At 37.4% G+C, this 13,838-nt stretch carries 15 protein-coding genes; 9 read left to right on the top strand and 6 right to left on the bottom strand.

The features are described 5' to 3' along the window. Both HT697_RS10165 and HT697_RS10300 read right to left on the bottom strand, forming a co-directional pair. A partial coding sequence (locus HT697_RS10165; protein WP_205380499.1) for a hypothetical protein occupies positions 1-218 on the bottom strand: 218 nt, incomplete at its 3' end. A gap of 257 nt (positions 219-475) precedes the next feature. Beyond that, entirely contained in the window at positions 476-793 is a 318-nt protein-coding gene (locus HT697_RS10300; protein WP_240149766.1) for a S24 family peptidase, read from the bottom strand. Between the two features lie 661 nt (positions 794-1,454). Between HT697_RS10300 and HT697_RS04665 the strand changes: the two genes are divergently transcribed. The 4 genes from HT697_RS04665 to HT697_RS04650 all read left to right on the top strand — a co-directional run bounded on the left by HT697_RS04665 (position 1,455) and on the right by HT697_RS04650 (position 4,886). Further along, positions 1,455-2,327 carry a DUF4300 family protein gene (locus HT697_RS04665; protein ID WP_173262363.1) on the top strand — a complete coding sequence of 291 codons (873 nt, stop codon included), beginning with the start codon at positions 1,455-1,457 and terminating at the stop codon, positions 2,325-2,327. Positions 2,328-2,339: 12 nt separating this feature from the next. Next, complete coding sequence (locus HT697_RS04660; RefSeq protein ID WP_173262360.1) at positions 2,340-2,555, top strand: hypothetical protein; 216 nt, start codon at positions 2,340-2,342, stop codon at positions 2,553-2,555. 92 nt (positions 2,556-2,647) lie between these two features. Next, entirely contained in the window at positions 2,648-4,435 is a 1,788-nt protein-coding gene (locus tag HT697_RS04655) for a P-loop NTPase fold protein (RefSeq protein WP_050252937.1), read from the top strand. 139 nt (positions 4,436-4,574) lie between these two features. Continuing rightward, on the top strand, positions 4,575-4,886 hold the full coding sequence (locus HT697_RS04650) for a hypothetical protein (RefSeq protein ID WP_050252936.1): 312 nt from the start codon (positions 4,575-4,577) through the stop codon (positions 4,884-4,886). A gap of 155 nt (positions 4,887-5,041) precedes the next feature. Here HT697_RS04650 and HT697_RS04645 read toward each other — a convergent pair whose 3' ends face one another. Genes HT697_RS04645 through HT697_RS10460 form a run of 3 tightly spaced genes read right to left on the bottom strand, consistent with a single transcriptional unit; the run spans position 5,042 to position 6,891 of the window. Continuing rightward, a complete protein-coding gene (locus HT697_RS04645) occupies positions 5,042-5,857 on the bottom strand; it encodes a TIGR03943 family protein (RefSeq protein WP_173217523.1) in 816 nt (271 codons plus the stop codon). Continuing rightward, complete coding sequence (locus HT697_RS04640) at positions 5,854-6,759, bottom strand: permease (RefSeq protein WP_173217521.1); 906 nt, start codon at positions 6,757-6,759, stop codon at positions 5,854-5,856. Before HT697_RS04640 ends, HT697_RS04645 begins: the two co-directional genes overlap by 4 nt. Then, complete coding sequence (locus tag HT697_RS10460; protein WP_000268685.1) at positions 6,760-6,891, bottom strand: SPJ_0845 family protein; 132 nt, start codon at positions 6,889-6,891, stop codon at positions 6,760-6,762. Positions 6,892-7,212: 321 nt separating this feature from the next. On the opposite strand from HT697_RS10460, the gene HT697_RS04635 reads away from it, so the two are divergent. From HT697_RS04635 to HT697_RS04625, 3 genes are read left to right on the top strand one after another with little or no spacing between them, the layout of a single operon-like run. Continuing rightward, positions 7,213-9,342: a Tex family protein gene (locus tag HT697_RS04635; protein WP_112443573.1), complete on the top strand. Its 2,130-nt coding sequence runs from the start codon at positions 7,213-7,215 to the stop codon at positions 9,340-9,342. Next, entirely contained in the window at positions 9,329-9,778 is a 450-nt protein-coding gene (locus HT697_RS04630; RefSeq protein ID WP_112443574.1) for a SprT family protein, read from the top strand. Before HT697_RS04635 ends, HT697_RS04630 begins: the two co-directional genes overlap by 14 nt. Before the next feature lie 58 nt (positions 9,779-9,836). Beyond that, complete coding sequence (locus HT697_RS04625; protein ID WP_001085044.1) at positions 9,837-10,109, top strand: PspC domain-containing protein; 273 nt, start codon at positions 9,837-9,839, stop codon at positions 10,107-10,109. 137 nt (positions 10,110-10,246) lie between these two features. On the opposite strand, the gene HT697_RS04620 is transcribed toward HT697_RS04625, so the two are convergent. Then, positions 10,247-10,444: a hypothetical protein gene (locus HT697_RS04620; protein WP_173217519.1), complete on the bottom strand. Its 198-nt coding sequence runs from the start codon at positions 10,442-10,444 to the stop codon at positions 10,247-10,249. Between the two features lie 427 nt (positions 10,445-10,871). On the opposite strand from HT697_RS04620, the gene HT697_RS04615 reads away from it, so the two are divergent. Further along, positions 10,872-11,630 (top strand): ABC transporter ATP-binding protein, encoded by a 759-nt coding sequence (locus HT697_RS04615; RefSeq protein ID WP_000173358.1) that lies wholly within the window; start codon positions 10,872-10,874, stop codon positions 11,628-11,630. 1 nt (position 11,631) lies between these two features. After that, complete coding sequence (locus tag HT697_RS04610; protein ID WP_173262357.1) at positions 11,632-13,620, top strand: ABC transporter permease; 1,989 nt, start codon at positions 11,632-11,634, stop codon at positions 13,618-13,620. Positions 13,621-13,838: the final 218 nt, after the last annotated feature.

Genomic DNA, 13,838 nt, shown 5'->3' with positions numbered 1-13,838 from the left:
TTTTCATTGAGTATGAAATAAGATATGCACAAATTGATTAGGAAAGTCAAATGAATTTCTACAAATGTTTTAGCAATCGTAATGTACTTGTCTAGATTCGATCTGATATATTTTTGATTTAATGATATGGTATTTAAAACCTCCAAAGCAGCTTGCTCCATTCTTTTACTTACGTGAGTGCAGATATTATTTATTGTTTTAGCGTCTTTGTGTTCCACTCTAACCACTATAGCTAGTGTACTAAGGAGTGTGTGCCTGAAAATATGGGAACTAAGGGGCTGATTTATCGGTTTCGCTAGTTTAGTATTTGCCTTTTGAAAAGTGATCTTAAATGCCTTTCTCTAAATTGACATATCACTATTGTTTCACAAAATCTAATCTGCTTTAGCTCACTTATTCTTTTTTTGAAATGTAGAATGAACTTTTTCGAATCTTTTAAAATCTGTTTGTTTTATATCGCCATTCTCCCCCTTTTTTAATTCTCCCTATACAGCCTGACAACTTTCCCGATGGTACGAATATGGGTGCTTTCGTCTAGGTGGATGTCGGGGTATTCGGGATTGAGTTTTTTGAGGTAGCCTTGGCGGAGTTTCTTGACATAGTTAGCACCGTCTACTTGGAAGATGCCGATGGTATTATAGTCAATCTGTGGGGGATTCTTGATAAATAGGTAGTCGCCGTTTCTTATATTTGGCTCCATGGATCTGCTGACGACATAAGCGATTGCGTCGTAGTCGTCTGGGATTTCATCCTCATAGAATAGAAACTCCATATCTAAATCGTCGTCCTGCATCGAGTGGCCACCTGCAGAGATAAACTAACTAACACGAGAGTAAGTAGTCTGTCTGTAGTCGTCCAGTCTGATGATTTTTACGATACTTCGTTTTTCTGCTCATACAGTTGCCTCTCGGCATAGGTCAGGACTTTACCTTGTCTGGGTGGTGCCAGTTGATCGTAGATAGATTGGATATCGCTAGGAGAATCCTTTTGAACTGGAGGAAAGAGGGCATCAATCAAGCTACTGAATACTTTAGCTAAGTCAAATATAGTATTTTTCTTAGTAGACCTAACCTTTTTTCATAATCTCCAATGGCGTTTTTATTTATACCTATCTTAGTACCCAATTATTATTGAGTCCAACTATTTACTAGTCTATATTGTTTTATTTTTAGCCTGTAACAATCGCCATCTCTTCTTTATCCACGAATAAAACCGCTTTCTGTTTTTATAAGTAAACCATCACACGAAATCCAAGAAAATGAAAACTTTGTTGTGTTTTCATAAAAAATTTGTTGACAGAGCACGAAACGCCTACTATAATTAAATCAAGTTTAAGGAAATAACAAAAAAACAAATCAGAGAGAAAGACGATGAACATATTAAATGAGAAAGTAATCAATATCTGTAAAGCAGTAGTTAAAGAAACTTTAATCCAAGACATTTAGGAGAAAAAGATGAAGAAATCAAGAAAATTAGCTACACTAGGAATCTGTTCAATCTTGTTTTTAGGCTTGGCTGCTTGTCAACAAGATGCTACAATTTCGAATGGGACGAGTCAAAGGCAAAGTAGTTCAACGAAAGTGCCATGGAAAGCTTCATACACCAACCTAAACAATCAGGTAAGTACAGAAGAGGTCAAATCTCTCTTATCAGCCCATTTGGATCCAAAAAGTGTTGATACCTTTTTTAATCTCGTTAATGATTACAATACCATTGTCGGATCAACTGGCTTATCAGGAGATTTCACTTCCTTTACTCACACCGAATACGATGTTGAAAAAATCAGTCATCTCTGGAATCAAAAGAAGGGTGATTTTGTTGGAACCAACTGCCGTATTAACAGTTATGCCCTTTTGAAAAATTCAGTCACCATTCCAAAGCTTGAAAAGAATGACCAGTTGCTTTTCCTAGATAATGATGCGATTGATAAAGGAAAGGTCTTGGATTCCAAAGATAAGGAAGAGTTTGATATTCTATTTTCGAGAGTTCCAACTGAGGCAACTACAGATGTCAAGGTTCACGTTGAAAAGATGGAAACATTCTTCTCACAATTTCAATTCAACGACAAAGCTCGAATGCTGTCTGTAGTTTTGCACGATAATCTGGATGGCGAGTATCTGTTTATTGGACACGTTGGCGTCTTAGTACCTGCTGATGACGGTTTCTTATTTGTAGAGAAATTGACTTTCGAAGAGCCCTACCAAGCGATTAAATTTGCCAGCAAGGAAGATTGTTACAAGTATTTAGGCACCAAGTATGCGGACTATACAGGCGAGGGACTGGCTAAGCCTTTTATCATGGATAATAATAAGTGGGTTAAACTTTAATGGTGGTATGATATGACAGTAATCCTAGGACTTTTATTTCTATTTTTGATGAGTTGGTGGGTTATTTCAATCGTTAATAGCCAGAAACCACGAAAAAATGAAACATTTATTGGCTATATCCAAAGATACGATATTGATGGGAATGGCTGTCAATCAGAACTATGGGAAGTGACTGAGGAGGAAGATAAGATGTTTTGTAAAATATCTCTAACAATCATTGCTTTTTAGAACCTTAAAATTTAATGTCATTAACACAAAATAAATTGAATGTTATTCTAAATTTAATAAACTATAAATAAAATATTTTGAAAGGAAATTATATGTACAATTCATTTTCAGATGTTCCAACAGTAAAAGATGAATTTAAGATTGACGAATATATTATTGGATTATCAAATTTTATTTCAGGATGTGAGACTCCTTTAACACTGGCTATTCAAGGTGATTGGGGAACTGGAAAAACTAGTATTATGTATCAGGTCGAGGAAAAACTTAAAGAAAATTCTTTCAATAATTCAAAAGGAAAAATTAAAACAATCTTTTTTAATACTTGGCAATATTCACAATTTGATATGGATAAGAATTTAGCAGTCACGTTAATCACAGATTTAATTGATGAATTAGAAGTAACTGATGTAAATAAAATAGAAAACTTAAAAAAATCTTTGGCAGTTATTACAAAAAGTATGGAATATCTTAAACTAGATTTTGGTCTCTTAAATATTGAAAAAATTAATAATCAACTTCTAAAATTTATAAGCAATGAAGAGAAATCTAATAACCTAAAAAATCTAAAACAAAATCTACAAAATATGATTGATGAGTCTGTCAAAGAAAATAATTATGAAAAGATAGTAATTTTCATAGATGACCTTGACAGATTATTCCCTCAAAAAGCGATTGAATTCCTAGAAATTTTAAAACTTTTCTTAGATTGTAGAAATTGTGTCTTTGTTTTAGCTATTGATTATAATGTTGTTTTAAGAGGAACAAAAAGTAAGTATGGTGATGATTTGGACAATGAAAAAGGAAAAGCTTTTTTTGAGAAAATAATTCAAGTACCTTTTACTGTACCGGTAGCAAATTATCATATGGAGAACTTTGTTAATGTATCTTTGAAAAAAATTAATTTTTCTTTTGATAATGATGTTACAAAGAATATAACTCAATTAATTAGAGATTCAATAGGAAATAATCCTCGCAGTATTAACAGATTATTCAATTCTGTTAGTCTCTTGATGCATATTATAAATCCAAATAATGAGTTAGACAATGATGATAAATTACTAATCATATCTACAGTATGTTTTCAATTACGCTTTAATGAAGCTTATGACTATTTATTAACTTCATATAACAATAGTCCAGAAGATTCGGAAGAAACAAAATATTTTCTTATTGATTTACTTGAAAATTCATTTGAAATACCTGATGATGCTGATTATAATTCTCTTGTATTTCGTTATGGTATCTTTAGTTTTAAAAACCAAAAGGAATTAGAATCTTTCAGAAAATTTTTTAATACTTTGAAATTATTACTTAGATATAATGTTGATAAATTAGAAGTTGAAGAGTTCGAGAATTTGATGAAAAAAATGAGTTCTTCAAGTACAATTTCAACTGGAAACTTAGATATAGATAAAACATCAACTCAAAATCATTCACCGAATGAAGATGTTCAGTTCGTTATTCGTAAATTATTTAATACACTGGTTAATACTAATCATTTCGACCTTTCAAAACCAGAGTATTTTGGAAAAGAGAATAAGGAAGAACGCGAAATGTCAATTTCATTAGATTTTATAAAAATAGCTAATGAATATAATGTTGTTAGATTAACACAAGGGAAAGGACAAGGCTTAAATATCTATTCCCGAAATAATAAATCAAATTCTATTTATATATCGGGTGATACTTATGGAAATATAAATAATGATGGTATACAAATTTATGTTGATAAGAAACTAGTAGGAAAGATAAATAGAAATACTTATAAACATTTTAACGCTAAAATGTTACGAGAGAATCCTCAAAAGTATGACGAATTTGAAAAAACTTTTATAAATGATTTTTTTAAGCTCTTGGAAAATGTAAAAAATTATATTTAACTTTTTAGTGAATTTTACTTTTATTAGTTGACTAAATGCTAAAATCTTATCAGTGAGAAGATTTCTTAAAGTTTATTCTTTGTAGTTTCATCTGTATTAGTATATAATTTAATTTAGAGAAAATAGGAGGACTAATCAGATGGAATTAAAAGATTTTACAGAAAAAGAACAGGAAATGATAAAGAATGGGCTGACGACGTCTAAGATTAGTGACAAGGAAACTGCTGAGAAGATTCTTGCGCTTGTCCCACAAGACTTGATTAAGCGAATCCCATTTTTCGTCAGAAAACATGCTACGACACGTACGATTAAACGCATTTCAGTTGAACACCCTGAGCTTTACGCTGCAGCTCAAACAAGTGGTGAAATCCCAGAAAAAGAACGAGAAGAACTACGTCAGATTATCACAACTATTTTTGAACAAAAGATGAATAAGCATAGTATTAAGTAGAGAATGAAAATGTATTTGATTTGTGAATTGTTCACTAGTTATATATCATTTTAAAAATCGCAATTTATATTCTACTATACAATACTCAACAAAAAACGAACAGGCTCTTTTTCTGTTATTCAGAAGAGAACTTGTTCGTTTTTATCTTGATTTTCTTAAAAAGCTCGATAAACATAGGGATTTTCTGGTTTATCGACTTTGGTAAAGCTTTCGATTTCCAAGGTTGGAAGGTTTTGTTTGAGTTCTTTATGGTAGTGATTGACCAGTTTTCCCTTGGCTGTTATCCAAGTATTATTTTCATATTGACGGGTATTTCCCTTGGTCAGTAATCCATAGACACCAGAATCTGCGATACAGTGAATAATGCCGAAGCGGAACAGAAATTGACTATTGGCATGACTGGGGTCATTATAGACAAAGCCTGTGAATTGGACCGTCTTGCCCTCAAACTCATCTGGATAGTCGTAGATAGCCTCCATGACTTCCATATAGTTTTCGTTGGTAATCTGAATGTTATCCTGGGACAAGTATTTATCCGCCGTCGTTCGCATCTCCTTTTCATAGGCTGTTTTTGAGAAATAAGAACTGGTATCTGGTTTCAAATATTGGCTTGTCGTCCCTTCACTTGTCTGAATGGCCAGATCCGTTCCTTCCGATAGGGGGAAATGATAGCCTTTGGCTGAAACGGTCTGGGAATCCAAGCTAACAGTTGGGAAAGTTAAGCCGATGACAAGTGGAATAGCCAGAAGAGCAAGACTCGTCATCTTGGCCAATCGGCTGTTCAGATGACTGTGGGTTTTGACTTGCTTCATCCAGATATACAGTTGAACAATTGCCAAAATAAAGGAAAGCACCATGGAGATATAGGCCAGATAGGAATAGTGCATGTTGATGTACTGGTTTAATTTGCCCGACAGATGGAGATAAATGGTCAGTTCAAAATAGCCAGCTAAAACTAAAAATCGAATCATAGGATGACTCCAATCAAGAGAGAATAGACTAAGACGACAAGAGTTACAATCGTAATGAAGTGACTGATAAATCGTGCTTTCAAGTAATTTTTCATCATGAGAATATTTTTGATATCCAGCATTGGACCAATCACCAGAAAGGCCAGAACTGGTGCCAAACCGAAACTCGAGAGAAGAGAGGCACCGATAAAGGCATCCGCCTCACTACAGAGCGACAGAAGAAAGGCCAAAAGCATCAAGAGCAAGATGGCAAAAAGAGGGGTCGCACTGATAGAGGTCAGAATCCGTGTCGGAACATAGACCTGTATAACAGAGGCAAAGAGACAGCCGAATACCAAATAACGTCCCGTATCAAAAAATTCATCAATTGCTTGCACAAAAACCTGAAAAACCTTTTTTGCAGGGCTTAAGTGAGAAAAATCATGCTCATGACAGGCCAACCGATTTTCTTTCTGAATCGGTTCTTGCCAGAAAAATCCCAGAAAAATTCCTAGTATTACAGCCACAACGATGGAACCCAGAGCTCGTAACAGGGCGATGTGGAAGGAATTACCAAAGGCAGAATAGGTCGCAAAAAGAACAATGGGATTGATGACAGGTGCTGTTACGAGAAAGGGAACAGCCGTGTAACTGGGAACTTTCTTTTCCAGAAAACGATTGATAATGGGGACGATTCCACATTCACAAGAAGGGAAAAGTATACCGACAAAGGTCCCAAAAAAGATTCTCCCCCAACGATTTCGAGGGAGAAAATGATAAACCTTGTTAGGTGTGATATAAACCTCAATCAGCCCTGAGACAATGCTTCCTATCAGAACGAAGGGAAGGGCTTCAATGATAATGGAGAGAAAAATGGCTCCAGTTTGAAGCACACTAGATGGGAGTTGTTGGAAAGCAGTCATCTAGTTTTTCTTTTCTGCTTTGGCTTTTTTCTCTTTGTCATCAGGGAAAGTGACTTGTTTCAAATCAGGGAGTTTAGCAAACTCTTCAAACATCTTGTCCAAGTCGTCTCGTTTTGTAAATTTTACAGCCATAGGTGTACCTCGATTCTAAATTCTACCTCTATTATACTATTATTTTAAGGAAAAGGGAGTTTTTTAATTTGTTTTCGATAGTTGATACTCTTCGAAAATCTCTTCAAACCACGTCAGCTTCGTCTTGCCGTATATATCATAGGTATAGGTAACTGACTTCGTCAGTCTTATCCACAACCTCAAAACCGTGTTTTGAGCTGACTTCGTCAGTCTTATCCACAACCTCAAAACNNTGCGGCTAGCTTCCTAGTTTGCTTTTTGATTTTCATTGAGTATGAAAAGGATTGGAGAAAGCCTTCCAGCTTATGGTATAATAGTTTCATGGATAAAAAATATGAAAAAATCTCCCAGGATTTGGGAGTGACGCTAAAGCAAATTGATACTGTTCTAAGTTTGACAGCTGAAGGGGCGACTATTCCCTTTATTGCGCGTTATCGCAAGGACATGACTGGTAGTCTGGATGAGGTGGCGATTAAGGCTATTATCGACATGGATAAAAGTCTGACAAATCTCAACGACCGTAAGGAAGCTGTCTTGGCTAAAATTCAAGAACAAGGCAAGCTGACCAAGGAGTTGGAAGAGGCTATCTTAGCAGCCGAAAAATTAGCAGACGTAGAAGAACTCTATCTTCCATACAAGGAAAAGCGTCGAACCAAGGCAACTATTGCCCGTGAAGCCGGACTCTTCCCACTTGCTCGCCTGATTTTGCAGAATGTAGCTGACTTAGAGAAAGAGGCTGAAAAGTTTGTCTGTGAAGGATTTGCGACTGGTAAGGAAACCTTGGCTGGTGCAGTTGATATCTTGGTCGAAGCCTTATCGGAAGATGTGACCTTGCGTTCCATGACTTATCAGGAGGTTCTGAGACACTCTAAACTCACTTCTCAAGTCAAGGATGAAAGTCTTGATGAAAAGCAGGTTTTTCAGATTTATTATGATTTTTCAGAGACGGTTGGAAATATGCAGGGTTATCGTACCTTGGCCCTCAATCGTGGGGAGAAGCTAGGTGTCTTGAAGGTTGGTTTTGAACATGCGACGGACCGCATTCTTGCCTTCTTTGCTGCTCGTTTCAAGGTAAAAAATGCCTATATAGATGAAGTTGTTCAACAGTCAGTTAAGAAAAAAGTCTTACCTGCTATCGAGCGACGCATTCGGACAGAATTAACTGAGAAAGCAGAAGAAGGAGCTATCCAACTCTTTTCTGACAACCTGCGCAATCTCCTCTTGGTTGCTCCATTGAAAGGGCGCGTGGTTCTAGGATTTGACCCTGCCTTTCGTACAGGTGCCAAGCTAGCTGTCGTGGATGCAACAGGGAAAATGCTGACAACTCAGGTCATTTATCCTGTCAAACCAGCGTCAGCTCGTCAAATCGAAGAAGCCAAGAAAGATCTGGCAGATTTGATTGGTCAATACAGTGTAGAAATTATTGCCATAGGAAATGGGACGGCCAGTCGTGAAAGTGAAGCCTTTGTGGCGGAAGTTCTGAAAGATTTTCCTGAGGTTAGTTATGTCATCGTAAACGAAAGTGGTGCTTCGGTCTACTCTGCCAGCGAACTTGCTCGTCAGGAGTTCCCAGACTTGACCGTTGAAAAACGCTCTGCTATTTCTATCGCCCGTCGTTTGCAGGACCCCCTTGCTGAATTGGTCAAAATCGATCCTAAGTCAATCGGTGTCGGTCAATACCAGCATGATGTCAGTCAGAAGAAACTATCTGAGAGTCTGGACTTTGTTGTCGATACAGTGGTAAACCAAGTCGGTGTCAATGTCAATACGGCCAGTCCAGCTCTTCTTTCACACGTAGCTGGACTCAATAAAACCATTTCTGAAAATATTGTCAAATACCGTGAGGAAGAAGGAAAAATCACTTCACGCGCTCAAATCAAGAAAGTTCCGCGTCTGGGGGCCAAGGCTTTTGAACAGGCAGCTGGTTTCCTTCGTATCCCTGAAAGTAGCAATATCCTTGATAATACAGGAGTTCACCCAGAAAACTATTCTGCTGTTAAGGAACTCTTTAAACGTTTAGATATTAAAGACCTAAACGAGGAAGCCCAAAGCAAACTCAAGTCGCTTTCAGTCAAAGATATGGCGGTAGAGCTAGACCTTGGTCCAGAAACCCTTAAAGATATCATTGCAGATCTTCTCAAACCAGGTCGAGATTTCCGTGATTCCTTTGATGCACCTGTACTTCGCCAAGATGTCCTAGATATCAAAGACTTAGTGGTCGGACAGAAGCTGGAAGGTGTGGTGCGTAACGTCGTTGACTTTGGTGCCTTCGTTGACATTGGGATTCATGAGGACGGCCTGATTCATATTTCACATATGAGTCGTAAATTTATCAAACATCCTAGCCAAGTGGTATCCGTTGGTGATTTGGTGACCGTTTGGGTCAAGAAAATCGATACTGAACGTGAAAAAGTCAATCTGTCGCTCCTCGCTCCAAATGAAACTGACTGATTACGTCAAGCAGGTTTCACTAGAAGACTTCGGCAGACCTTTTATCCATCATGTCCAGTGGAATTCTCGTCTACGTTCGACAGGTGGGCGATTTTTCCCCAAAGATGGGCATTTGGATTTCAACCCAAAGGTTTATCAGGAACTGGGTCTGGATGTTTTTAGGAAAATTGTTCGACATGAACTCTGTCATTATCATCTCTATTTTCAAGGGAAGGGCTATCAACACAAGGATCGGGATTTTAAGGACCTTTTGAAAGCAGTGGATGGATTACGCTTTGTGCCCTCCTTGACAAATAGCCACTCTAAACCACTCAAGCTTTATCGTTGTCAATCCTGCCAACAAAGGTATCAGCGCAAGCGTAGGATTGATACCAAACGCTATCGCTGTGGACTTTGTCGAGGTAAATTGCTACTAATAAATCAGCCTGAGGACTGATGAAAGCCGAGCCTACCCGTGATATACTATGTCTAACCTAGCAGAAAGAGGAAATATCATGAACAGTAAATTTTATAAAATGAGACGAAATCGCATGATTTCAGGAGTTCTGGCAGGTCTGTCAGACAAGTGGAACTTTGATGTTACCCTGGTTCGTTTTCTATTTGCTATTTTTACAGTCGCAAACTTTGGACTTGGCGTGATTATCTATATCATCCTAGCTTCTATCATGCCAACCAAGGAAGAAATCGAAGCAGAAATGTATGGAACAGGTCCACGCAAACGCAAAGAAGCCCAAGCTATTGACGACAATGAAGGCTGGTTTTGGTGAGGTTTAACAAAAGATTTTGAATAAGCAAAAAGCTTTAAATCAATAGTCTAAACTGCTTGATTTAAAGCTTTTTTACTTTTAATAATATTTCGCCAGTCTCATCTGTAAACTAAAAATATTATTTTGAACTTAGATTTCTAATCTGATTTTTCATGCTGAGACAATACATTTTTTGATAAATGATGGATACTGATAACAACTGATAGCCAGCAAATAGCATAAGCAGTAGCTGTAGATTGTGTACCGATAAAGTGTGTCTTTTCAACTAAGAGCTGACCGATGAATGGAGAGAGGAGATAGAGAAGTCCGATGAGTATATGTTCTTTGTGTTTCATTAAGGAGCACCTTCTTTCCTTATAGGTTGAACAACTTGCAAGTGTTCAATTTAATGGTATGTTATCTAGGTAAGCTTACTCAAATGTTAGTTCCCGCTTCCTCCTTTCCAAAGTAAGCCTTTTCACACTTATATTTTACAATTTTAAAAATAGAAAATCAAATCATTTTATAAGTAATTTTGCCTACATTTCCCCCAATCTTACAAAAATGTAAGATTAAAGTCTCTTTTGTAAGGTTAGGTTATGGCAAGCAGTCTTTTTTTGATGTAAACTAGACTCATAAAGAACAAAGGAGTAACATCATGAAACAAATCTTACATAAGAAAACAAGAAAACCAAGCCACAAAGATATCGAGCGTGTTCAACTGGGATGCGCTATGATGCAAGCAACATTTCATTTGATGGGATATTAAGAAAGGAGATTCTCATGACACTTTTAGATGTAAAACACGTTCAAAAAATTTACAAAACACGTTTTCAGGGCAACCAAGTAGAGGCCCTCAAGGATATTCACTTTACCGTCGAAAAGGGTGACTACGTTGCCATCATGGGTGAGTCTGGTTCTGGTAAATCAACTCTTCTCAATATCCTAGCTATGCTGGATAAACCAAGTCGTGGACAGGTTTACTTAAATGGAACTGATACCGCAACCATTAAAAATTCACAGGCTTCTAGCTTCCGTCGTGAAAAATTAGGCTTTGTCTTCCAAGACTTTAACTTGCTAGATACTCTGTCTGTTAAGGACAATATCTTGCTTCCGCTTGTCTTGTCAAGAAGACCCATTACGGAAATGATGAAGAAATTGGTGGTGACAGCTGAGAATCTAGGCATCAACCAATTGCAAGAGAAGTACCCTTACGAGATTTCTGGTGGTCAGAAACAGCGTGTAGCAGTAGCCCGCGCCATCATCACAGAACCTGAAATTCTCCTTGCGGATGAGCCAACAGGAGCCCTTGATTCCAAGTCATCTGCAGCCTTACTTGATGTCTTTGATGAAATCAATGAGCGCGGCCAAACCATTCTTATGGTAACCCACTCAACAGCAGCAGCTAGCAGAGCTAAACGTGTACTCTTTATCAAGGACGGCATTCTTTACAACCAAATCTACCGTGGAGAGAAGACAGAGCGTCAGATGTTCCAAGAAATCTCTGATACCTTGACTGTCATGGCAAGCGAGGTGAATTAGTATGTTTCGATTAACCAATAAGTTAGCGGTATCGAACTTGATTAAAAACCGCAAACTCTACTATCCCTTTGCTCTGGCTGTTCTCTTGGCAGTCACCGTCACCTATCTCTTTTACTCTCTAACCTTCAATCCCAAGATTTCGGAAATCCGTGGAGGGACAACCATTCAAGCTACTCTAGGATTTGGTATGTTTGTCGTCACCCTTGCGTCAGCCATTATCGTCCTCTATGCCAATAGTTTTGTTATGAAAAATCGTTCCAAGGAACTAGGAATTTATGGCATGCTGGGTTTGGAGAAGCGTCATCTAATCAGTATGACCTTTAAGGAGTTAGTGCTATTTGGGATTCTAACTGTTGGAGCGGGTATCGGTATTGGAGCCTTGTTTGACAAGTTAATTTTCGCTTTCTTGCTCAAACTGATGAAATTGAAGGTTGAGCTGGTCGCTACCTTCCAGATGAAAGTTGTCATTACAGTACTTGTTGTCTTTGGTTTGATTTTCCTAGGCCTCATGTTCCTGAATGCCCTTCGAATCGCCCGTATGAATGCCCTCCAGCTCTCGCGTGAGAAAGCAAGCGGAGAGAAAAAAGGTCGTTTCCTACCTCTCCAAACCATTCTTGGTTCCATTAGTTTAGGGATTGGCTATTATCTTGCCCTTACGGTAAAAGATCCTCTTACAGCCTTAACAACCTTCTTCATAGCTGTTTTGCTGGTTATCTTTGGTACTTATCTCTTGTTCAATGCAGGTATTACCGTTTTCCTTCAAATCTTAAAGAAAAACAAGAAATACTATTACCAACCTAATAACCTCATATCTGTTTCCAACTTGATTTTCCGTATGAAGAAAAATGCAGTTGGACTAGCAACCATCGCTATTTTGTCAACAATGGTTTTAGTAACCATGTCAGCAGCGACAAGCATTTTCAATTCCGCAGAATCCTTTAAAAAAGTTCTAAATCCTCATGATTTTGGAGTTTCAGGGCAAAATGTTGAAAAAGAAGATTTGGACAAACTCTTGAGCCAGTTTGCAAGTGACAAAGGTTATAAGATTAAAGAAAAAGAAGTGTTTCGTTACACTTACTTCGGTGTTGCGAACCAAGAAGGAAATAAGTTAACCCTTTTTGAAAAAGGACAAAATCGTGTCCAACCCACAACAGTTTTCATGGTATTTGACCAAAAAGATTATGAAAATATGACTGGTCAAAAACTGTCTCTATCAGGAAATGAGGTCGGACTCTTTGCCAAGAATGAGGGAGTTAAAGAACAGAAAACTCTAATTCTGAATGATCATCAATTTTCTGTCAAAGAAGAATTTAATAAAGATTTCATTGTGAACCACGTTCCAAATCAGTTTAATATTTTGACTGCTGATTACAATTATCTTGTTGTACCTGATTTACAAGCCTTTTTGGATCAATTCCCAGATTCGGCTATCTATAATCAGTTTTACGGTGGTATGAATGTAAATGCCAGTGAAGAAGAACAACTCAAGGTCGCTGAGGAGTATGATAAATACCTCGATCAATTTAATGCTCAATTAAACACGGAAGGTAGCTATGTTTATGGTAGTAATTTATCAGATGCTAGTACTCAGATGAGTGCCCTCTTTGGTGGTGTCTTCTTTATCGGTATTTTCCTATCCATTATCTTTATGGTCGGAACTGTTCTGGTCATCTACTACAAACAAATTTCTGAAGGCTACGAAGACCGTGAACGCTTTATTATCTTGCAGAAAGTCGGTTTAGATCAAAAGCAAATCAAGCAAACCATCAACAAACAGGTTTTAACTGTTTTCTTCCTTCCTTTGCTTTTTGCCTTCATACATCTAGCCTTTGCCTACCATATGCTTAGTCTGATTTTAAAAGTGATTGGTGTAATAGATACGAATATGATGTTGATTGTGACCTTATCTATCTGCGCTATCTTCCTCATCGCCTATGTGCTGATTTTCATGATTACTTCAAGAAGCTATCGCAAGATTGTACAAATGTAAAAAAAGATACCTCGACTTCAAAATCGAGGTATTTCTTGTATTTTATACTCAATGAAAATCAAAAAGCAAACTAGGAAGCTAGCCGCAGGTTGCTCAAAGCACTGCTTTGAGGTTGTAGATAGAACTGACGAAGTCAGTAACATATATACGGCAAGGTGAAGCTGACGTGGTTTGAAGAGATTTTCGAAGAGTATTATTCTGCAGCTTGTTGCCAACGT

The sequence above is a fragment of the Streptococcus sp. 1621 genome, assembly GCF_013276615.1.
Classification (GTDB): Bacteria; Bacillota; Bacilli; order Lactobacillales; family Streptococcaceae; genus Streptococcus.
Note: the sequence above shows the minus strand (reverse complement) of the source record. Positions and strands in the feature narration are given on the sequence as shown.